We start from the raw sequence: 19240 nt of genomic DNA, 5'->3' as shown, positions 1-19240 counted from the left end.
CCGCGATTCGCTTCCCCGGCCGGTCGACCGAACGCGGCCATAGTGTAGAGCCACAGTGACAGTCTTGTGAAGCCCGACAAAGCGCATGGCTCGGTCTTTGACGTGCCGGCGTGCGGGCATGAAAAAAGCGCGGGCCCCGGGGGACCCGCGCTCTTCGTGTTCAGTCGTGGAGCGACGGCTGTCAGCCGCGCGGCCACTCGCGAATGTCGACGAAATGACCGGCGATCGCGGCGGCTGCCGCCATGGTCGGCGACACCAGATGGGTGCGGCCCTTGAAGCCCTGGCGGCCCTCGAAATTGCGGTTCGAGGTGGAGGCGCAGCGCTCGCCCGGCGACAGCTTGTCGGCGTTCATGGCAAGGCACATGGAACAGCCCGGCTCGCGCCAGTCGAAGCCGGCCTCGCGGAACACCTTGTCGAGGCCTTCGGCCTCGGCCTGCGCCTTCACCAGGCCCGAGCCAGGCACGACCATGGCGTTGACGCTCTCGCGGACCTTGTGGCCGCGGATGACCGAGGCTGCGGCGCGCAGGTCTTCGATGCGGCCGTTGGTGCAAGAGCCGATGAACACCCGGTCGACGGCGATGTCGGTGATCGGGGTGCCGGCGGTCAGGCCCATGTACTGCAGCGCGCGGCGCTTGGAGGCGCGGCGGTTCTCGTCTGCGATCTCCTCCGGATCCGGCACGCGACCGGTGACCGAGATCACGTCCTCGGGGCTCGAGCCCCAGGTGACGATCGGCGGCAGGTTGGCGGCGTCGAGGCGCAGTTCGCTGTCGAAATGCGCGCCCTCGTCGGTGAAGAGCTTCTGCCAGTAGGCGACGGCCTTGTCCCAGTCGGCGCCCTGCGGGGCCTTCGGCCGGCCCTTGATGTAGTCGAAGGTCTTCTCGTCGGCGGCGATCAGGCCGGCGCGGGCGCCGCCCTCGATCGACATGTTGCAGACGGTCATGCGGCCTTCCATCGACAGCGCGCGGATCGCCTCGCCGGCATATTCGATGACATGGCCGGTGCCGCCGGCCGTGCCGATCTCGCCGATGATCGCCAGGATGATGTCCTTGGCGGTGACGCCGTCCGGCAGGATGCCGTCGACGGTCACGCGCATGTTCTTCGCCTTCTTCTGGATCAGCGTCTGGGTGGCGAGCACATGCTCCACCTCCGAGGTGCCGATGCCATGGGCGAGGGCGCCGAAGGCGCCATGTGTCGAGGTGTGGCTGTCGCCGCACACGATGGTCATGCCCGGCAGGGTGAAGCCCTGCTCGGGACCGACGATGTGGACGATGCCCTGGCGCAGGTCCGTCTCGCTGTAATACTCGACGCCGAACTCGGCGGCGTTCTTGGCCAGCGTTTCGACCTGGAGCGCGGACTCCGGATCGTCGATGCCGTGGCTGCGGTCGGTGGTCGGCACGTTGTGGTCGACCACGGCCAGCGTACGCTGCGGCTGACGGACCTTGCGGCCGGTCATGCGCAGGCCCTCGAAGGCCTGCGGGCTGGTGACCTCATGCACCAGGTGGCGGTCGATATAGAGCAGGACGGTGCCGTCCTCCTGGGTCTCGACGACGTGGTCGTCCCAGATCTTGTCGTAGAGCGTGCGCGGAGCGTTCATCTGTCTCTCCTGATAATCTGCAGGTCCGGGACGGGGCCTTCGGGCCTCCGGCCGGGTGCCGCACGGAGCGCGGCGAATGGCGGTCTTCGAAGAAAAGTGCGGGCCTCTCAGCCGGCGGGGGTACCAGCCGGCGCGAGGCCGGTGGTAAGGCCGGGATCGCCCGGCGATGCAAAAAGGGCGTGAAAGCGCGCAGGCAGGCGGCGGCGGTCGCCGATCTCGATACGCTGCCAGCGGCGGGTGCGGGTCGGGCGCGGACGCGTACAGTCCAGCGCGCCCCGGACGGTGCCGTCCGGCTGCGATGTCCTGCCGCGCGTTGGCGCGGGCGTCCTGTCACACGATGCGACCGGCATGGTCTCCAGCGGCTCCAGCTTCCGACGCTGCCGGTTCCCTCTCCGCCTGAAGCGGCGGCCGGCATGTCGATCGATGACGGGCCACGCTGCCGGCGGCGCCCGGTTCGATGGAACCGCGCCTGCCGATGTCGTGCCCGTTCCCTTTCATTTGCGCCGATTGCCTTGCCGGGTCAAGGCCGCAATTGCCTGCGCTGGCCGCCCCGAGCGGCCGGAGCGGACGGGGTCAGCGCATCAGGTTGGGCAGCAGCAGGACCAGCGAGGGCACCGCGACGATCAGCGCCAGTCGGACGATGTCGGCGAGGATGAACGGCACGATGCCGCGGAAGATCCGCCCGAGCGGCACGTCCGGCATCACCGTCTTCAGCACGAAGACATTGAGGCCGACCGGGGGGGTGATCAGGCTGATTTCCGTGACGACGACGACGACGATGCCGAACCACACGAGGTCATAGCCGAGGGCGGCCATCATCGGCGCGAAGATCGGCACGGTGAGCAGCACCATGGAGAGGCTTTCCAGCACCATGCCGAGGCAGAGATAGACGCCGAGCACGGCGAGCAGGATCGCCCAGGGCGGCAGGTCGGAGGCCGCCGCCATTCCTGAGAGCGCCGCCGGCAGGCCGGCGATGTTGACGAAGTTGGAGAAGATCAGCGCGCCGATCAGCACCATGAACATCATGGTCGTGGTGGCGGCGGTGTCGCTCAGCGTCTCCAGCAGGGTGGCAAGGGTCAGCCGGCGGCGGGCGAGCGCGATCAGGAAGGCGCCGCTGGCACCGATGCCGGCCGCCTCCGTGGCGGTGAAGACGCCCGCATAGATGCCGCCGATCACCAGCACGAAGAGCGCGGTGATGCCGGCAACGCCGGCAAGGGCGCGGAAGCGCTCGCGATAGGGCAGGCGTTCGGCCGGGGGGCCGGCTTCCGGGCGGCGCCAGCAGACCAGCCAGACGGCGGCCATGTAGCCGATGATGCCGAGAATGCCGGGAATGATGCCGGCGATGAACAGCTTGGCGATGTCTTGCTGGGCGGTGACGCCGTAGAGCACCAGGATCACCGACGGGGGGATCAGGATGCCGAGCGTGCCGCCGGCGGCGATCACGCCGCTCGCCAGCCCGTCGTCGTACTTGTAGCGGCGCATCTGCGGCAGGGCGACCTTGCCCATGGTCGCGGCGGTGGCCAGAGAGGAGCCGCAGACGGCGGAGAACCCGCCGCAGGCGACGGCGGTCGCCATGGCGAGGCCGCCGCGGCGATGGCCGAGCCAGGCGTGGCAGGCGGCGTAAAGCTCGTCGGACAGGCCCGCCCGGGTGACGAGATTGCCCATCAGCACGAACAGCGGCACCACCGACAGCGGGTAGGACAGGCCGGTGTCGAAGGTGGTCTGTCCGACCATCGCCATGGCCGGGGCGAAGCCGAGGATCATCGTCAGGCCGAGGCCGCCGACGGCGGCCATGGCGATGGCGATCGGTACGCCGGCGAACATCACGACGACGAGAATGACGAGGCCGGGAAGCCAGGTTTCCATGGTCTTGCGAAAGTCCCTCGGGAAAGTGGACGGGGCGGCCGTTCAGGGCTGCCGGCGCAGGATCAGCAGGGCGGCGACGAGCGCCGAGATGCCGGCGAGCACCGCCATGACGATGGCGACCGGCCCCAGCGGGATGCCGAGATAGACCGTGGCATCGCCATAGGAGCTGTAGTCGCGGCCCAGAAGCGCGAGCCGCCAAGCGAAGACCGCCAGCACGCCGGCGGTCACCGCCAGCGCTGCGCGGGCGAGCCCCTGCCGGAGACGGCCCGGAAGCCGGCCGGTCAGGAGGTCGACCGTGACATGCTCCCGCCGTGCTGTGACGATCGGCAGGCCGACGAAGACGACGAGCGCCAGCAGCACCTCGGTCAGCTCGAAGGCGCCGGGCAGCGGGCTGTTGAACACGTAGCGACCGATGACGTCGACGAAGGTCACCGCCATCATCACCAGCAGCAGCAGCGCGGCGACGAGCTGGAGAAGGCGCGTCGCCGCGGCGAGCGGCCGGGAGGGGCTTGCGCCCCCGCCGGTCGCGCCGTCGCGGGTTTCGCCGGTCATTTCGCTGCGGCGATCTCGGCCTTGAGCATGTCGATGGCGGCCTGGCCGTCGATGCCGGCGGCGGAAGCCGCATCGAGGAAGCCCTTCTCGACACCGGCGAGCTTCTCGGCGATGGCCGCGGTCATGGCGTCGTCGGCGGTGGTCTGGGCGACGCCCTTTTCTTCCATCACCTTGACGCCGGCCGCGTCGGCCGCGTCCCAGGCCTGGCCGGCCATGCGGGCCATGGCCTCGCCCGACACGCCGTCGATGGCGGCCTTGTCCTCATCCGACAGCTTGTCCCAGGCGCCGCGATTCATCACCACGAAGAACGAGGTGTTGTAGAGGCCGCCCGGCACGGAGACGCCGTTGCGGATCACCTCGTCGATGCGGAAGAAGGGCACGGACTCCGGCGGGAACAGGATGCCGTCAGCAACGCCGTTGGCGAGGATTTCGTAGACCTGCGGCGAGGGGGCCTGCACGCCGACCATGCCGAGCCGCGAGGCGATCTCGGCAACGATGCCGCCGCCGATGCGCATCTTCAGGCCCGCAAGGTCGTCGACCGAGGCGACTTTCTTGGTGGTGGTGTAGATGCCGCCGGGACCATGGGTGAAGACGGTGAGCAGCTTGACGCCCTCATGCTCGTCCGCCTTGGAGAGCATCGCCTCCTGCACCTTCCAGTAGGCGACGGACAGCGCCTCGGCGCTGTCGGACAGGAACGGCCCCTCGACCAGCGGCGTCAGCTTGAAGCGGCCGGGCGTGTAGCCGTGGACGCCATAGCCGACATCGGCCGCGCCCGAGCGGATCAGGTCGAACTGTGCCGGCGGCTTGCCGATCGGCGCGGCCATGATCTCGACCTTGACGCGCCCGTCGGTCGCCTTGGCCACCTGCTCGCCCCAGGGGGTGAGGATGTCCTTGACGATGGGGTGGGAGGGCGGCAGCCAGTTGGATACGCGCAAGGTGGTCTCGGCGGAGGCGGCAGTGGCAAGGCCAAGTGCCGCGACCGCGGTCAGCATCCCGATGAATTTCCGCATTTCAGTCCCCTCTGTCTGGTTCTTGTTCCGGTCAGGCGCTCTGCTTCTTGCCGGATGCATTGAGCGCATCCTCGGCTATTTTCCTGACCCTTTCCAGCTGGATCTTGCCGAGCGCATTGCGCGGCAGTTCCTGTGCGAAGACAACGGACTTCGGGTGCTTGTAACGCGCCAGACGTCCGTCGAACCCTGCCAGCACCGCCTCGGCGGTGACCTCCCGGCCTGGTTCCGCAACCACCACCGCCACCGGGCTTTCGCCCCAGCGCGGATCGGCAATGCCGACCACGGCGGCTTCCTTCAAGTCGGCGATCTCGCCGAGTACGCGCTCCAGCTCGGCCGGATAGATGTTCTCGCCGCCGGAGATGATGACGTTCTTCAGCCGGTCCTTGAACCAGAACACGCCCGCCTCGTCGCAAAGGGCAAGGTCCCCGGTGCGGAACCAGCCGCCGCGGAACGTGTCGGCGGTCGCGGTCTCGTTGTTCCAGTAGCCTTGCGTGATGTTGCCGCCCTTGAGCTCGATCTCGCCGATCTCGCCGGGACGGGCATCGCGGTCGCCGATGCGGATGCGCGCCTTCGTATGCAGGCCGGGCCGCCCGATGGCACCGAATTCCGGGACGACATTCTCGCGGCGCTGGTAGATCGCGACCGGTCCGGTCTCGGTCGCGCCATAGACCTGCAGCACCGGAACGCCGCGGTCGACGAAGGCGCGCATCAGGGCGTGCGGAACGTCGGAGGAGCCCGTCGCGACAAGGCGCAGGGAGGAAAGGTCCGCCGTTTTCCACTCGGGATGGGCGATTAGCGCCGCCAGCGTTGCCGGCACCAGGACCGTGATGTCCGGACGCTGGTCGCGGATCGCGGCGAGCGTCGTGCCGGGGTGGAACCGGTCGTGCAGGATCACCGTCGCCCCGGCATAGAGCGCCGGTGTCGTCTGGATGTTGAGCCCGCCGACATGGAACATCGGCAGCACCGTCAGCACCGTGTCGGCAGCGGTGATCTCCTGCATGTGCAGGGCGTTCAGCGCGTTGACCTCGACGGCGGCCTGGGTCAGGACGGCGCCTTTCGGCCGGCCGGTCGTGCCGGAGGTGTAGACGATGAGCAGGGGATCTTGCGCCGCACCGTCTCCCTCGCCATGGCCGAGCGGTGCGTCATCCAGCGTCTGGCGGGTGAGACCGCCCGTTGCCGGGTCGGCGACCAGCGTCTCGGGAAGCGGGGCGATGGCCGCCATCGCGGCAAGGATTGCCGCGAAGTCGGGCTGATACACCAGCAGCCTTGCGCCGCTGTCGGCGAGGGCGTGCGCAAGCTCGGGCGGGGCCAGGCGCCAGTTCAGCGGCACGAGAATGGCACCGAGCCGGGCCGCGGCGAAGGTCAGCAGCAGCTGGTCGGGCGAATTGGTGCCCAGATACGCGATCCGCTCGCCGCGGGTGATCCCGTGGCGGGCGGCAAGGGCACCGGCCAGACGGCCGATGCGGGCGGCGAGAGCGGCGTAATCGATCCGCTCGTCGCCGAAGACCAGCGCCGTCTTCTCCGGGGTGAAGCGCGCATGCGCCTCGATCCAGTGGTCGATCGACGTCACTCGTCGGTTTCTCCCGGCAGGTAGAGGCTTTCCCGGCCGATCCGGTCGAGGCAGATCTCGGCCGTCCAGGGCAGCATCAGGGCGCCGCAGCGGCTGTCGCGGAACAGGCGCTCCAGCGGCAGGGACTTCAGCATGGACTGACCGCCGCAGGTGCGGATGGCGAGCTGGCAGATCTCGTTGGCGTTTTCCATCACCGTGTAATGGGCCGCCCAGGCGCGCAGCATCTGCTCGCGCGAGGGATCGGGGCCTGCCTCGGTGATTGCCTGGAACCACAGGGCCTTGGTCTGCTCCAGCATCAGGTGCATCTGGGCAACGCCCATCTGCTTGGTGGGGAACATGCGCCGCTTGACCGGCGGCAGGCCCGGCCATTCGCCGCGCAGATACTTGATGGTGAAGTCGAAGGCCGCCTGGGCGATGCCCATGTAGGTCGGCGACAGGGTCATGAACATGTGCGGCCAGCGGCTGGCGGCCTGATAGTAGACGCCGCGCGGCATCAATGCCTCGTCCTCGGGCACGAAGACGTCCTTGAACAGCAGGGTGCGCGAGACGGTGCCGCGCATGCCGAGCGGGTCCCAGGGACCGACCACCTCGACGCCCTCCGCCGTTGCCGGCACGGCGATATACATCGTGTCGCGGCGGGAGGGCCGCTCGCCCTCCTTCATCTCGCCGCAGAGGATACCGTAGTAGTCGGCATGGCCTGACAGGGAGGCGAAGATCTTCTTGCCGTTGATGATCCAGCCGCCGTCGACCTTGCGGGCGGAGGTGGAAAAGGGCGCAGCGCCGGCCGCGGCGGCGCCGCCTTCCGAGAAGGGCTGGGAGTAGATGGCCCCGTCTTCGAGGATGCGCTTATAGTGGACGGCACGGCGCTGGCGATGCAGCTCCCGCTCGCCGGCCTCGATTTCCAGGTCGTCGGTCAGCGCGCCGGTCCACAGGCAGGAACACACATGCATGTTCCAGGTCAGGGCGGTCGCACCGCAATAGCGGCCGATCTCGGCGGCCGTCATCATGTAGGTGCGGAAGGGGGCGCCGTGGCCGCCGTCCTCCTTGGGCACGCAGATGCCGAGCAGGCCGGCCTCGTGCATGTCGCGGTAGTTCTGGGTCGGGAACACCGCGTCGCGGTCGATGGCCTCTGCGCGCGGAGCGAAGCGGGACTTGGCCACCCGGCGGGCGAGGGCGGTCAGTTCCTCCTCCTGCTCGGTCAGGCGGAAGGCCTTGGGATCGAAGATCGGCTTGTCCATGTCGAGCGTCTCGAGATCGGCGACGGTCATCGGCCTGCTCCCTCTTGCGGCGGTGTGGTCTCGGTCTGGTTCAGGAAGTCGCGGAGCGCGGCCTCGAAGGCCTGCGGGCATTCCAGCGGGGCCAGATGGCCGGTGCCGGGCAGTTCCACGTAGCGGGCGTCGCGCAGCTTTTCGCTCATCCGGCGCATGGTCGGGGCGGGTGCGTTGCGGTCCACCTCGCCGGCGACGAGCAGAACCGGCGCCGCGATATCGGCCAGCGTCTCGCGGGCATCGAAGGTGGCAAGGCAGCGGATCGCCTCGCGATAGGTCGCCTCCGGCACCCGGCTCATGGCGGCGGTGGCCGTCGGGACGGCAGCCGGGTCCGAGGCCGGTCCGACGAGATCCGGCACGAATTCGCGGGCAAGCTCGGGGATCGTGCGTCCGGCATCGAGCGGGGCCAGCCGCTCGGCGACGAAGCGCTTCTGGAACTCGCCGTCACGGCTGCCGAAGGCGGCGGTGGTGGCGGACAGGACCAGGGTGCGCACGCGGCTCGGATGGCGGGCGACGAAGTCCTGGGCCAGCATGCCGCCGATGGAGTGGCCGAGCAGGTCGACCTGGTCGAGCCCGAGCCGGTCGAGAAAGGCGAGCAGGGCCTGCGACAATGCGGGGAAGGTCATCGGCGACAGCAGCGCGGTGCCGCCGTAGCCGGGAAGGTTCCAGCCGATGGCGTCGTGATCCCGGCCGAGCCCCTCGATCTGCGGCGCGAACATCTCCGCACCGGCGCCGATGCCGTGTAGCAGCACGACGGCGCGCTCGCCCCCGGTCCTGCGGATGTGGTCGGTCCCGTTCATCGCAGCGCCTCGATCAGCTCGCCGTCCACCACCACCGGCTCGCCGTCGAGCGCGATGGTGCAGCCGCGCACCGGGATGTCGAAATGGCCCTTGGTGAAGCGGCCGGCGAACTCGTTGGCCCCGGTCGAGAACAGGAAGTTGCCTGAATAGGCGCGCACTTCCGTTCCGTTGGTCTCGCGCTGGTCGTACATGGTCAGCGCCTCGTAGCGTGCCCCGGCATTCATGCCGAAGCCGACATGGGCGACCGCATAGGCCTCCTTGTCGCCCCAGGCGGCGAGATAGCGGCGGGTCAGTTCGGCATCGGTGCCCTCGCCCTCGATCTCCGTCACGTAGTCGTCGACGATGGTGAGGCGAACCGGGCGCTCGAGATAGCGCTTGAAGGTCAGGTTGATGTCGCCGGCATCCAGCACCAACGTGCCGTTGACGCTGTGGGCGGCAGGGAAGCTGACAACGAGGCCGGCCGGCCAGTGGGCGACGGAACCCGGGCGGTCGCACCAGCCCCACACGCCGACGGTCGAGGCGCCTTTCATGGCGACCTTGAGATCCGTGCCTGCAGCGGAGGTGACGGTCATCTCGGTGGCCGCACGAATGCGGGAGACGGCCTCTCGCACCCGGTCCTTGTCACGCGGCTGCGGCAGAAGGCGCTCGAGCGCGTCCGGATGTTCGTTTGAAATCATCAACATGCGGGCGCCGCCCGCGATGACGCGCGGCAGCTCCGGCGCGTGCAGCAGGCCTTCGACCGTCAGGTCGACGACAAGGCCGCTGGCGGCAAGGGCGGCAATCGCCGCGTCCTGTCCGGTCAGTGCAGCCGAGGCACCGGTCGAGCGCACCGGCACCGGCGCATCTTGCGGGGGCGTCGGTACGACCACATGGAAAGGCCGGGCGCCGAGGCGCTGCAGGGCAAGTTCCGCGATGTGGACGTTGAGGGCGCGCGACTGGGTTTCGGAGAGGATTGCGACACTCTCCCCCGGCGCCACCTTGCAGAGGGTGAAGACGGCCGCGAAGGCGTCGATCCACTTTCCCTCGATCCTGTCGGCGAGCATCAGATCCTCCTCCCGATCCGCCCCGGCCAATCGCTTCGCGCCGACGTCCGGCACGGCCCGATCCGTGCCGTCCGACGTTTTGTTGCGCCGGGCGGACAATTTTCGCAGCAAGCGAAAAGAACTTGGAGGAGCGTAGCAATTTCGTTATTGTATGAAAAGGAATATTTTTAGGCATGAACTTGTTGCCGGCGGCGGCTCGCCGGCATTCCGCAAGCCGAAGGCACGAGGACAGGCCATGATGAGCGATCACCGCAGCTTCCGCAGCGCCCTCGGGCGGTTCGTCACCGGCGTCACCATCGTCACCACGCTGGACGAGGCCGGCCGGCCGGTCGGGCTGACGGCCAATTCGTTCAACTCGGTCTCGCTCGATCCGCCGATGGTGCTGTGGAGTCTCGCCAGGAAATCGCAGAATCTCGCCGTTTTCGAGCGGTCCCGGCACTATGCGGTCAACATTCTGGCCTCCGATCAGCGGGCGCTGTCCGACCGGTTCGCGCGGCCGGTGGAGGACCGTTTCGCCGGAGTTTCCTGGCAGCCGGGGCAATGCGGCGTGCCGGTGCTGGCGGGGGTAACCGCGGTGTTCGAGTGCCTCAACGCGACCCGGGTCGAGGGCGGCGACCATCTGGTTTTCCTCGGCAAGGTCGAGGCCTTCGACCATGCGGACCGCGAGCCGTTGCTCTATCATTCGGGGCGCTACGCGACCCCGAGCTATGCCGACGCGGCGGCCGTCCTGCCCGAATGAGAGGCGTGCAATGACCGATATCGCGGCACCCAGCCGCCCCTCCGCCGGCAGCCAGCCGGAGAGCGCGAGCGCAGGCCGGGACGGACGCTTCGTCGACGGCTACCTGCTCTATCTGCTGGCGCGGGCCTCCAGCGTCGCAAGCGCGGAATTCCACGAACAGGTGCGGGCCCGCGGGGTGCCGGTGGCGGTGTGGCGCATCCTCGCCTCCCTGAAGGGAACGGGGGAGGGACTGACCGTCGGCGAGCTCGCGAAGAGCTGTCTTGCCAACCAGCCGGCGATCTCCAAGACCGTGGACAAGCTGGTCGCCAAGGGGCTGGTCGAGCGGCAGACGGATGCGGACGACCGGCGCCGCGTCTGGGTGCGGCTGACGCCGGCCGGAGAGGCGCATGTCGACGAGCTTATCCTCGACGCGAAGGCGCATCAGGCGCGGCTCGTCGAGGCGATCGGCGAGGGGGAAACGGAGACGCTGCGCCGCGCCCTGCTGCGGCTGATCGAAAGGGCGGGACCGGGCGCCCCGGTCACCGATTTCGACGGGTTTTCCGGCAAATAGGTCTTTAAATTCAATGCGCTGACGGCTATTGCAGAAATTGAGACGGATTTTGCAAAATTCCGTCTCGAAATGCCGAAAAGTTGCGTTGTTGCATCCAAACGCCGCAACGGGTTCAATCAGCCCGCACGCCCCGCCGGGGTCTGCCTCAGGCGGGTCAGCATGTATCTCGACGTCCAGCACCAGCGTACCTTCTACGACCTGCCGCTCGGCCGCATGATGCGGGTGCTGGTCGGTGCGCGGATCCGGGCCCGCTGGCCCGACCTGAAAGGGCGCGCCCTGCTCGGGGTCGGCTACGCCGCGCCGTACATGCGGCCCTATCTGGAAGAGGCGGAGCGGTGCATCGCCGCGATGCCGGCGGCGCAAGGGGTGGTCGCCTGGCCGCGCGGCGGGCGCAACTCGGCGACGCTGGTCGACGAGACCGAACTGCCGTTCCCCGATCACGTCTTCGACAACGCGCTGGTGGTCCACTGCCTCGATCATTGCGGCGACGCGGAAGCGCTGCTGCGCGAGATCTGGCGGGTGCTGGTGCCGGGCGGTCGGATGATCGTCGTCGTCGCCAACCGGCGGGGATTGTGGGCGCGCTCGGAGATATCCCCGTTCGGCTACGGGAGGCCGTTCTCGCGCGGACAGATCGAGGGGCTGCTCCGCGCCTGCCAGTTCCGCCCGTCGGCAAGCGACGAGGCGCTGTGCCTGCCGCCGACCCGTTCGCGGCTGGTGCTGCGCAGCGCGCCGGCCTGGGACCGGGTCGGACGCAGGCTGTGGCCGGCCTTTGCCGGACTGCTGGTGATCGAGGCGGAGAAGCAGATCTTCCGCGGCGCGCCGGCCGGCGGCGAGACGCGGCTGATGAAGGCGCTGCGGCCGGTCTTCGTGCCTGAAGGCGCGGCGCCCGGAATTAATGGGCGCACGGGCCCGGGCCTTGGACGATCCGGCCTTACGAGCGCTTCAGCAGGAACAGGGCCTGTTCGCCGATCAGGTTCCAGACCCACCAGGGGGCGGTGAAGCCGACCGGCCGTCCGCCCGCATCCAGCGCCATCGACTTGACGATCCGGGCATCGGCCTCCTGGCACAGGAGCACGAAGTCGCGGATGGTGCAGAAGTGGATGTTCGGCGTGTCGTACCAGGAATAGGGCAGATAGTCGGTGACCGGCATGCGGCCGCCGAACAGAAGCTGCAGGCGGTTGCGCCAGAAGCCGAAATTCGGGAAGGACACGATGACGTTGGAGCCGATCCGCAGCAGCTCCTCAAGCACCCGGCGCGGCGCATAGGTCGCCTGCAGGGTCTGGCTGAGGATGACGAAGTCGAAGGCGTTGTCCGGATAGTCCGACAGGTCGCGGTCGGCATCGCCCTGGACGACGGACAGGCCGCGGGCGACGCAGGCGTTGACGCCGGCCTGGGACAGCTCCAGCCCCCGCCCGTCCACCTGCTTCTCGCGGATCAGCAGGTCGAGCAGCTCGCCCTCGCCGCAGCCGATGTCGAGAACCCGCGAGCCGGGCATGACCAGATCGGCGACGAGACGGTGGTCGCCGCGCGCGCTGCCCGGCTGGGCGGCGGCCTGCGGCGCGGTCGTCGGCACCGGCGGCGCGTCCACCGCGGCCTCGGGTGTGGTGATGGTCGTCACGCTCATGCGGCACCTCCCGCCGGCGGGGCGATCCCGCGGGCATGCGCCGCGCCGGTCAGGAAACCGAGCACGGTGCGGAACATTTCCGGCTCGTCGAGCAGGAAGGCGTCATGGCCGCGGTCGCTCTCCACCTCGACGAAGGAGACGTTGGCGGCGGCCGCGTTCAGCGCCTTGACCACGGCCTTGCTCTCGGCCGTGGGGAACAGCCAGTCGGAGGTGAAGGACATGACGCAGAAACGGGTCGGCGAATGCAGGAAGGCGCGCGGCAGCGAGCCGCCGAAATCGGCGGCCAGGTCGAAATAGTCCATCGCCCGGGTGACATAGAGATAGGAGTTGGGGTCGAACCGGTCGACGAAGGTCATGCCCTGGTGGCGCAGGTAGCTCTCGATCTGGAAATCGGCGTCGAAGCCGAAGGTGATCGCCTCGCGGTCCTGCAGGTTGCGGCCGAACTTGCGGTGCAGCGCCGGGTCCGAAAGATAGGTGATGTGGGCGGCCATGCGCGCCACCGCGAGCCCCTTGGAGGGACGCACGCCGCGCTCGAAATAGCGCCCGCCGCACCAGTTGGGATCGGCCATCACCGCCTGGCGGCCGACCTCGTGGAAGGCGATGTTCTGGGAGGAATGGCGCGCGGCGGCGGCAATGGGCACGGCGGAGAACACCCGCTCTGGATAGCTCACCGCCCATTGCAGCACCTGCATGCCGCCCATGGAGCCGCCGACCACGGAAAACAGCGTCTCGATGCCGAGATGGTCGAGCAGCACCGCCTGGGCGCGGACCATGTCGCGGATGGTCACCAGCGGCAGGTCGAGGCCCCAGCGCCGGCCGGTCGCCGGGTTGGTGGAGGCCGGTCCCGTGGTGCCGAGGCAGCCGCCGAGCACATTGGCGCAGATGACGAAGAAGCGGTCGGTGTCGACCGGCTTGCCCGGGCCGACGAGCAGCGACCACCAGCCGGGCTTGCCGGTCAGCGGATTGGGCGAGGCGACATACTGGTCGCCGGTCAGGGCGTGGCAGACGAGGATCGCGTTGCTGCGGTCCTCGTTCAGCGTGCCGTAGGTCTCGTAGGCGATCTGCCAGGGATCGAGCACGGTGCCGGAATCGAGCCGCAGCGCCTTGTCGCCGCCGAACTTCTCGACGCGGCTCGACGGGGTGTCGGCCTCGCTGGCCGGCGCGGCCCGCAGCTCCCGCGGGCTCTGATCGGGCGGGCTCTCCTCGGCGGTCGTGTCCTTGCTCATCTGTGCCGGACATCCTCCTGGCGGCGGTGGCACGGCCTTCCGGCACCGCCTGGGGTCAAACTCTCTCGCGACGGCCAGTTTTTCCTCGAAAGGGGCCGGTTCGCAGGGACCAGCAGACGTAGGAGCCCGTCCGGGCAACGTCAATGTTTTCTTTTGCTTTCGACAGGCCTGTTGCCTATGAGTATGCGCTGGCCGGCGCCCCGTTTTCCGCGGGTGCCGGCCGTCTTTCCGCAAGGCCGGCATGCGTGTCGGCCGCCATTCTCCGCCGGGCCGGCACATGCCGGCCACGCCCGCTGCAGCCAGGAAATTTCGGCCATGCTGACGAATGCCGATCCCCGTTCCCCGTCCCGTCCCGAGCCGCGCCCCGGCATCATGGAGATCGCTCCGTATGTGCCCGGCCGGACCAAGTCGACCGGCGGCGCGAAGCTCCACAAGCTGTCCTCCAACGAGACGCCGCTGGGCCCGAGCCCGCGCGCCGTGGAAGCGTACAGCGCCTGCGCCGGCCATCTGGAGCTCTATCCGGACGGCGGCTCGACGGGCCTGCGCGAGGCGATCGCCGACGTCTACGGCCTGAACCCGGACCGGATGATCTGCGGCAACGGCTCGGACGAGATCCTGGAACTGGTGGCCCGCGCCTATATCGGCCCGGGCGACGAGGGGCTCTACAGCGAATACGGCTTCCTGGTCTACAAGATCGCGATCCTGGCCGCCGGCGGCACGCCGGTCGTCGCCCCGGAGCAGAACCTGACCACGGACGTGGATGCGCTGCTGGCCCGGGTGACGCCGCGCACCAAGGTCGTGTTCCTGGCCAATCCGAACAATCCGACCGGCACCTACCTGCCGTTCGACGAGATCCGCCGCCTGCATGCCGGCCTGCCGCCTACCGTGCTGCTGGTGCTGGATGCGGCCTATGCCGAATATGTGCGCCGCAACGACTACGAGGCCGGCATCGAGCTGGCGGCGACGGCCGACAACGTGCTGATGACGCGCACCTTCTCCAAGATCTACGGCCTTGCGGCGCTGCGCATCGGCTGGGGCTACGGCCCGGCGCATGTGATCGACGCGCTGAACCGGGTGCGCGGACCGTTCAACGTCTCCGCCGCCTCGCAGGCCGCCGGCATCGCCGCCGTGCGCGACCGGGCGTTCCTGGAGACCGCCGTCGCGCATAACGACAAGTGGCTGGAATGGGTGAGCCAGGAAGTGGCGGCGCTGGGCCTTGAGGTCACGCCGAGCGTCGGCAACTTCGTGCTGATCCACTTCCCCGAGGAGCCGGGCCGCACCGCGGCGGAGGCCGACGCCTATCTGAGCGCGCGCGGATGCGTGTTGCGGGCCGTGGGGGCCTATGGGCTGCCCAACGCGCTGCGCATGTCGATCGGCAACGAGGAGGCCAACCGCGAGGTCGTCTCGGTGCTGAAGGAATTCCTCGCCGGGCGCTGAGGCGCGGCGGCGACGGCGTCCGCGCCACGGCGCGCGGACGCTGCCAGTTTGTCAGGCCGTTTCATGTCAGATCCGAAATTCCGCCGCCTTGCCCTGATCGGCATCGGCCTCATCGGTTCCTCCATCGCGCATGCCGCGCGGCGCGAGGGGCTGGCCGAGGAGATCGTCATTTCCACCCGTTCGGAGCAGACGCTGCGCCGGGCCGAGGAACTGGGGCTGGGCGACAGCTATCACCTGGATGCCGCCGAGGCGGTGAACGGTGCCGATCTCGTCATCCTGTGCGTGCCGGTGGGCGCGAGCGAGGCGGTGGCGAAGTGGATCGCCCCGGCGCTTTCGCCCGGCGCCATCGTCACCGATGTCGGCTCGACCAAGGCCTCGGTGGTGCGCCAGATGGCGCCCCATCTGCCGAAGGGTGTGCATTTCATCCCCGGCCACCCGATCGCCGGCACCGAGCATTCGGGCCCGGATGCGGGCTTTGCCGAGCTGTTCCGCAATCGCTGGTGCATCCTGACGCCGGGGCCGGACACCGATCCGGCGGCGCTGGAGCGGCTGTCCGCCTTCTGGCGGGCCTGCGGCTCGATGGTCGACACGATGGATGCCGAGCACCACGACCTGGTGCTGGCCATCGTCTCGCATGTGCCGCACATCATCGCCTACAACATCGTCGGCACCGCCGACGACCTGGAGACGGTGACCAAGTCCGAGGTGATCAAGTATTCCGCCTCGGGCTTCCGCGACTTCACGCGGCTTGCCGCCTCCGACCCGACCATGTGGCGCGACGTCTGCCTGCACAACAAGGACGCGATCCTGGAGATGCTGTCGCGCTTCTCCGAGGACCTGTCGGCCTTGCAGCGGGCAGTGCGCTGGGGCGACGGCGAGGCGCTGTTCGAGCTGTTCACCCGCACGCGCGGCATCCGCCGGTCCATCGTCGAGGCGGGGCAGGAGACCGACGCGCCGAACTTCGGCCGCGACGCCAAGCGATAAGCGGGGTTTCCGGGCGGTTTCCCGTGTAGGGATCGGTTGCGGCCGGGATCAGTCTCGAATGGGGCGGATCTCGTCGCGGCCCGGGCAGGTGGCCAGCGCCTGGCGGGCCGTGCGCCCGTCGCCGACCGGCGCGTCCGGCCAGATCTCGGCCAGCGGCACCAGCACGAAGGCGCGTTCGCCCATGCGCGGATGCGGGATGGTCAGGCCGTCCTCCTCGATCCGCTCCTCGCCATAGATCAGCACGTCGATATCGATGACGCGCGGGCCCCAGCGGATGTCGCGGACGCGGCCGAGGCTGCGCTCGACCTCCAGGCAGCGGTCGAGCAGGTCGCGCGGCGACAGCCGGGTCTCGATCACCGTGCAGGCATTGCGGTAGTCGTCCTGCGGCACCGGGCCCCAGGGCGGGGTGCGGTAGTCGGAGGAGCGGGCGACGACGACGATGCCGGGCGTGGCCGCAAGCGCGGCGAGCGCTCCTTCGAGATTGGCCAGCGTGTCGCCGACATTGGACCCCAGGCCGAGCGCGGCGCGCACCAGGGTCTTTCTCTGTGCGGTGCTCATCCCACGTGCTCGCTCATGGTGGCATGGGCGATGCGGGCGGCATCGACATGCGGCTGGACATTGTGGACGCGGACCATGGCCGCGCCCTTGATGAAGGCGATGGTGTGCAGGGCGAGGGAGCCGTAGAGCCGGTCCTCGGTGTCGACGTCCAGCACCGCGCCGATCAGGCGCTTGCGCGAGGCGCCGACCAGCAGCGGCAAGCCGTGGCGGGAGAAGTGCTCCAGCCGGTTGACCACCTGGTAGCTCTGGTCCTGGGTCTTGCCGAAGCCGATGCCCGGATCCAGCATCTGCCGCTCCGCCGGGATGCCGGCGCGGGCGGCAAGCTCCATGGAGCGCTCGAAGGAGCGGTCGATGTCGGCGAGGATGTCGATGTCCGGATCCGCGCGCTCGCGGTTGTGCATCATGATCACCGCGGCGCCGCTGGCGGCGACCGTCTCGGCCATCGACGGGTCTTTCTGCAGGCCCCAGACATCGTTGACGATGACGGCGCCGAGGGCGCAGGCCTTTTCGGCGATGTCGGCCTTGTAGGTGTCGATGGAGACCGGCGCGCCGAGGGCGATCACCTCGGCAAGCACGGGCGCGAGGCGCCGCCATTCCTCGTCGGCCGGGACCGGCTCGGCATTCGGGCGGGTGCTTTCGGCGCCGACATCGATCACGTCGACGCCGTGGGCGATCATCCGCCGGGCGCTGGAGAGCGCGTCGTCGCGGGCGAGAAAGCGGCCGCCGTCGGAGAAGGAGTCTGGGGTGATGTTGAGGATGCCCATCACCTTCGGCCGCTCGAGCGACAGCACGCCGTGGCTATGGCGCAGAAGGCGCGGCGCCCGTGCGTCTTGGCCCGGCGAAGGGGGTGCGTCCCCGTGGTGTGGTGTCATGCGTCTGCCCCGGCCTGGTGTCCCGGTCTGGTCGAAAGGCCAGCGGGATGTCCCGACCTCGATGACCCGACCCGGAGGAATGGCTGCCCGAACATCGCGGGCCGTCCCAGGCGTGCCGTCCGGGCAGGATCCCGGGCGGCGCAACCGTATCCGTGGCGGTCTTGCGCCGTTCGTCCGGCCGCGTCAAGGCCCAATCGCGTGAAGGTAGCGAGGGATTTCAGCCTTCGCCGAGGGGGGCGGCCCGGCGGGCATTGACCCGGCCGAGCAGCAGGTAGGAGGCGACCGCGATGAACAGCATCGCCGGCGGCACCAGGATGATGCCGAGCAGCGGATTGCCGAGGGCGGCGATGATCAGGCTGCCGAGCAGGCCGGCGCCGAACTGCAGGAAGCCCATCAGCGCGGAGGCCGCGCCCGCCATGCGCGGGAAACCCTGCAGCGCGGCGCTGGTGACCGAGGGCAGGGACGTTGCCAGCGAAAAGGCGAAGAGGCCGACCGGCAGCATCACCCCGAGGAAGGTCGGCGGCATCAGGGTCAGCGAGGCGAGCAGGGCGGAGGCGGCGACGACCATGCCGGTCATGCCGAAGGGCAGGAGGCGCATGGCGTCGACCCGGCGCATGGCGATGCCGGTGACGATGGTGCCGGAGATGAACGAGCCGGACTGGATCATCATGCCGAAGCCGAACTGGCTGGGCGTCAGGCCGACATGGTCGATCAGGACGAAGGGCAGCACCGAGGCGAGGGTGTAGATGGTGCCGATGCCGAAGCCGACCAGCATGCTGGGCTGCATGTAGCGCGGATCGCGCAGCAGCGTCGCGTAATTGTGCAGCAGCACCCGCGGGCGCAGGTTGGCGCGGTCGATATAGGGGTTGGTCTCGCGGAAGCAGACCTGCGTCACAATGATCAGCACGACGCCGTAGATCAGCATGGCCCAGAAGATCTCGCGCCAGCCGAACAGTTCCAGCGTGACGCCGCCGATGGTGGGGGCGAGCGCCGGGCCGATCGCCAGCATCATGGCGATGGTGTTCATGATGCGGGCCGAGGTCTGGCCGGTGAACTGATCGCGGACGATGGCGCGCGAGACGGCGACGCCGACCGAGGCGCCGATGCCCTGCAGGGTGCGGGCGACGATCATCCACTCGATGGTGGGGGCGAAGGTCGCGACGACCGTGGAGGCGAGATAGAGCAGCAGGAAGGCCATGGTCACCGGCCGGCGGCCGAAGGCATCGGTCAGCGGGCCGCAGACCAGCTGGGTCAGCGCGAAACCGGCGAAATAGGCGGTCAGCGTCAGCTTGATCATCGACTGGGAGGTGCCGAAGGCCTCGGCCAGCACGGGCATGGCCGGGGTGTACAGCGCCATGGTGATCGGGCCGATGGCCACCAGCGCGGCGCCCAGCAGGGAGGTGCGCATCTCGCTCATGATCGGGCCGCCCTCGGGCGGGGGCGGGCGCCGGGTCTGCGAGCGCGGCGCGCCGGGGGCAAGGGCGGGGTCGAACGGCGGGAGGCCGTCGATCGCGTCGGAAACGGTGGAAGAGGCGGTGCTGCTCATA

At 69.1% G+C, this 19240-nt stretch carries 17 protein-coding genes and 1 pseudogene; 5 read left to right on the top strand and 13 right to left on the bottom strand.

Going from position 1 to position 19240, the window contains the following annotated elements; genetic code table 11:
- Positions 1–181 precede the first annotated feature (181 nt).
- From leuC to BBX35_RS21180, 8 genes are all read right to left on the bottom strand, one after another.
- Positions 182–1594, bottom strand: a complete 1413-nt coding sequence (leuC, locus tag BBX35_RS21215) for a 3-isopropylmalate dehydratase large subunit (RefSeq protein ID WP_067224376.1) — start codon at positions 1592–1594, stop codon at positions 182–184.
- A 573-nt stretch (positions 1595–2167) separates the two neighbouring features.
- Positions 2168–3460, bottom strand: a complete 1293-nt coding sequence (locus BBX35_RS21210) for a TRAP transporter large permease (protein WP_067224375.1) — start codon at positions 3458–3460, stop codon at positions 2168–2170.
- 42 nt (positions 3461–3502) lie between these two features.
- Positions 3503–4012, bottom strand: coding sequence for a TRAP transporter small permease (locus tag BBX35_RS21205; protein WP_067224373.1), 510 nt, complete (start codon positions 4010–4012; stop codon positions 3503–3505).
- The gene (locus BBX35_RS21200) at positions 4009–5022 is read right to left on the bottom strand and encodes a TRAP transporter substrate-binding protein (protein ID WP_067224372.1); all 1014 of its coding nucleotides are present in this window, start codon (positions 5020–5022) and stop codon (positions 4009–4011) included. The genes BBX35_RS21205 and BBX35_RS21200 overlap by 4 nt, the downstream gene beginning before the upstream one ends.
- Before the next feature lie 31 nt (positions 5023–5053).
- The gene (locus tag BBX35_RS21195; protein WP_244271689.1) at positions 5054–6592 is read right to left on the bottom strand and encodes a class I adenylate-forming enzyme family protein; all 1539 of its coding nucleotides are present in this window, start codon (positions 6590–6592) and stop codon (positions 5054–5056) included.
- Positions 6589–7860: an acyl-CoA dehydrogenase family protein gene (locus tag BBX35_RS21190; RefSeq protein WP_067224370.1), complete on the bottom strand. Its 1272-nt coding sequence runs from the start codon at positions 7858–7860 to the stop codon at positions 6589–6591. The genes BBX35_RS21195 and BBX35_RS21190 overlap by 4 nt, the downstream gene beginning before the upstream one ends.
- A complete protein-coding gene (locus BBX35_RS21185; RefSeq protein WP_067224368.1) occupies positions 7857–8660 on the bottom strand; it encodes an alpha/beta fold hydrolase in 804 nt (267 codons plus the stop codon). Before BBX35_RS21185 ends, BBX35_RS21190 begins: the two co-directional genes overlap by 4 nt.
- Complete coding sequence (locus BBX35_RS21180) at positions 8657–9703, bottom strand: 2,5-dihydroxypyridine 5,6-dioxygenase NicX family protein (protein WP_067224366.1); 1047 nt, start codon at positions 9701–9703, stop codon at positions 8657–8659. The genes BBX35_RS21185 and BBX35_RS21180 overlap by 4 nt, the downstream gene beginning before the upstream one ends.
- Positions 9704–9941: 238 nt before the next feature.
- Here BBX35_RS21180 and BBX35_RS21175 point away from each other — a divergent pair, with 238 nt between their 5' ends.
- From BBX35_RS21175 to BBX35_RS21165, 3 genes are all read left to right on the top strand, one after another.
- Complete coding sequence (locus BBX35_RS21175; RefSeq protein WP_067224798.1) at positions 9942–10442, top strand: flavin reductase family protein; 501 nt, start codon at positions 9942–9944, stop codon at positions 10440–10442.
- Between the two features lie 10 nt (positions 10443–10452).
- Positions 10453–10992: a MarR family winged helix-turn-helix transcriptional regulator gene (locus tag BBX35_RS21170; RefSeq protein WP_171901503.1), complete on the top strand. Its 540-nt coding sequence runs from the start codon at positions 10453–10455 to the stop codon at positions 10990–10992.
- A 159-nt stretch (positions 10993–11151) separates the two neighbouring features.
- Entirely contained in the window at positions 11152–11991 is an 840-nt protein-coding gene (locus tag BBX35_RS21165) for a class I SAM-dependent methyltransferase (RefSeq protein ID WP_067224365.1), read from the top strand.
- On the opposite strand, the gene metW is transcribed toward BBX35_RS21165, so the two are convergent.
- Positions 11924–12487: a methionine biosynthesis protein MetW gene (metW, locus tag BBX35_RS21160; RefSeq protein ID WP_067224794.1), complete on the bottom strand. Its 564-nt coding sequence runs from the start codon at positions 12485–12487 to the stop codon at positions 11924–11926. The genes BBX35_RS21165 and metW overlap by 68 nt on opposite strands.
- A 125-nt stretch (positions 12488–12612) precedes the next feature.
- Positions 12613–13842 (bottom strand): homoserine O-acetyltransferase MetX, encoded by a 1230-nt coding sequence (gene metX / locus BBX35_RS21155; RefSeq protein WP_067224364.1) that lies wholly within the window; start codon positions 13840–13842, stop codon positions 12613–12615.
- A 315-nt stretch (positions 13843–14157) separates the two neighbouring features.
- Here metX and hisC point away from each other — a divergent pair, with 315 nt between their 5' ends.
- Together hisC and BBX35_RS21145 are read left to right on the top strand one after the other, a co-directional pair.
- Complete coding sequence (hisC, locus tag BBX35_RS21150) at positions 14158–15279, top strand: histidinol-phosphate transaminase (RefSeq protein WP_067224362.1); 1122 nt, start codon at positions 14158–14160, stop codon at positions 15277–15279.
- A gap of 27 nt (positions 15280–15306) precedes the next feature.
- Positions 15307–16263: pseudogene (locus tag BBX35_RS21145) on the top strand (prephenate/arogenate dehydrogenase family protein); the annotation flags it as partial.
- A gap of 48 nt (positions 16264–16311) precedes the next feature.
- On the opposite strand, the gene folK reads toward BBX35_RS21145, so the two are convergent.
- The 3 genes from folK to BBX35_RS21130 form a co-directional block, all read right to left on the bottom strand.
- Entirely contained in the window at positions 16312–16821 is a 510-nt protein-coding gene (gene folK, locus BBX35_RS21140) for a 2-amino-4-hydroxy-6-hydroxymethyldihydropteridine diphosphokinase (RefSeq protein ID WP_067224358.1), read from the bottom strand.
- The gene (gene folP / locus BBX35_RS21135) at positions 16818–17693 is read right to left on the bottom strand and encodes a dihydropteroate synthase (protein ID WP_208979902.1); all 876 of its coding nucleotides are present in this window, start codon (positions 17691–17693) and stop codon (positions 16818–16820) included. Before folP ends, folK begins: the two co-directional genes overlap by 4 nt.
- Before the next feature lie 217 nt (positions 17694–17910).
- A complete protein-coding gene (locus BBX35_RS21130) occupies positions 17911–19239 on the bottom strand; it encodes a multidrug effflux MFS transporter (RefSeq protein WP_208979901.1) in 1329 nt (442 codons plus the stop codon).
- Position 19240: the final 1 nt, after the last annotated feature.

The organism is Stappia indica (assembly GCF_001696535.1).
GTDB lineage: Bacteria > Pseudomonadota > Alphaproteobacteria > Rhizobiales > Stappiaceae > Stappia > Stappia indica.
The sequence above is the reverse complement of the archived record's forward strand: the minus strand, read 5'-3'. Positions and strand labels throughout refer to the sequence as shown.

Coding starts and splice junctions, on each gene's coding strand:
- BBX35_RS21210 (WP_067224375.1), bottom strand. CDS start 3,460: ATGGAAACCTGGCTTCCCGGCCTCGTCATTCTCGTCGTCGTGATGTTC.
- BBX35_RS21190 (WP_067224370.1), bottom strand. CDS start 7,860: ATGACCGTCGCCGATCTCGAGACGCTCGACATGGACAAGCCGATCTTC.
- folP (WP_208979902.1), bottom strand. CDS start 17,693: ATGACACCACACCACGGGGACGCACCCCCTTCGCCGGGCCAAGACGCA.
- BBX35_RS21185 (WP_067224368.1), bottom strand. CDS start 8,660: ATGAACGGGACCGACCACATCCGCAGGACCGGGGGCGAGCGCGCCGTC.
- metX (WP_067224364.1), bottom strand. CDS start 13,842: ATGAGCAAGGACACGACCGCCGAGGAGAGCCCGCCCGATCAGAGCCCG.
- metW (WP_067224794.1), bottom strand. CDS start 12,487: ATGCCCGGCTCGCGGGTTCTCGACATCGGCTGCGGCGAGGGCGAGCTG.
- leuC (WP_067224376.1), bottom strand. CDS start 1,594: ATGAACGCTCCGCGCACGCTCTACGACAAGATCTGGGACGACCACGTC.
- folK (WP_067224358.1), bottom strand. CDS start 16,821: ATGAGCACCGCACAGAGAAAGACCCTGGTGCGCGCCGCGCTCGGCCTG.
- BBX35_RS21175 (WP_067224798.1), top strand. CDS start 9,942: ATGAGCGATCACCGCAGCTTCCGCAGCGCCCTCGGGCGGTTCGTCACC.
- BBX35_RS21180 (WP_067224366.1), bottom strand. CDS start 9,703: ATGCTCGCCGACAGGATCGAGGGAAAGTGGATCGACGCCTTCGCGGCC.
- BBX35_RS21200 (WP_067224372.1), bottom strand. CDS start 5,022: ATGCGGAAATTCATCGGGATGCTGACCGCGGTCGCGGCACTTGGCCTT.
- BBX35_RS21205 (WP_067224373.1), bottom strand. CDS start 4,012: ATGACCGGCGAAACCCGCGACGGCGCGACCGGCGGGGGCGCAAGCCCC.
- BBX35_RS21165 (WP_067224365.1), top strand. CDS start 11,152: ATGTATCTCGACGTCCAGCACCAGCGTACCTTCTACGACCTGCCGCTC.
- hisC (WP_067224362.1), top strand. CDS start 14,158: ATGCTGACGAATGCCGATCCCCGTTCCCCGTCCCGTCCCGAGCCGCGC.
- BBX35_RS21170 (WP_171901503.1), top strand. CDS start 10,453: ATGACCGATATCGCGGCACCCAGCCGCCCCTCCGCCGGCAGCCAGCCG.
- BBX35_RS21130 (WP_208979901.1), bottom strand. CDS start 19,239: ATGAGCAGCACCGCCTCTTCCACCGTTTCCGACGCGATCGACGGCCTC.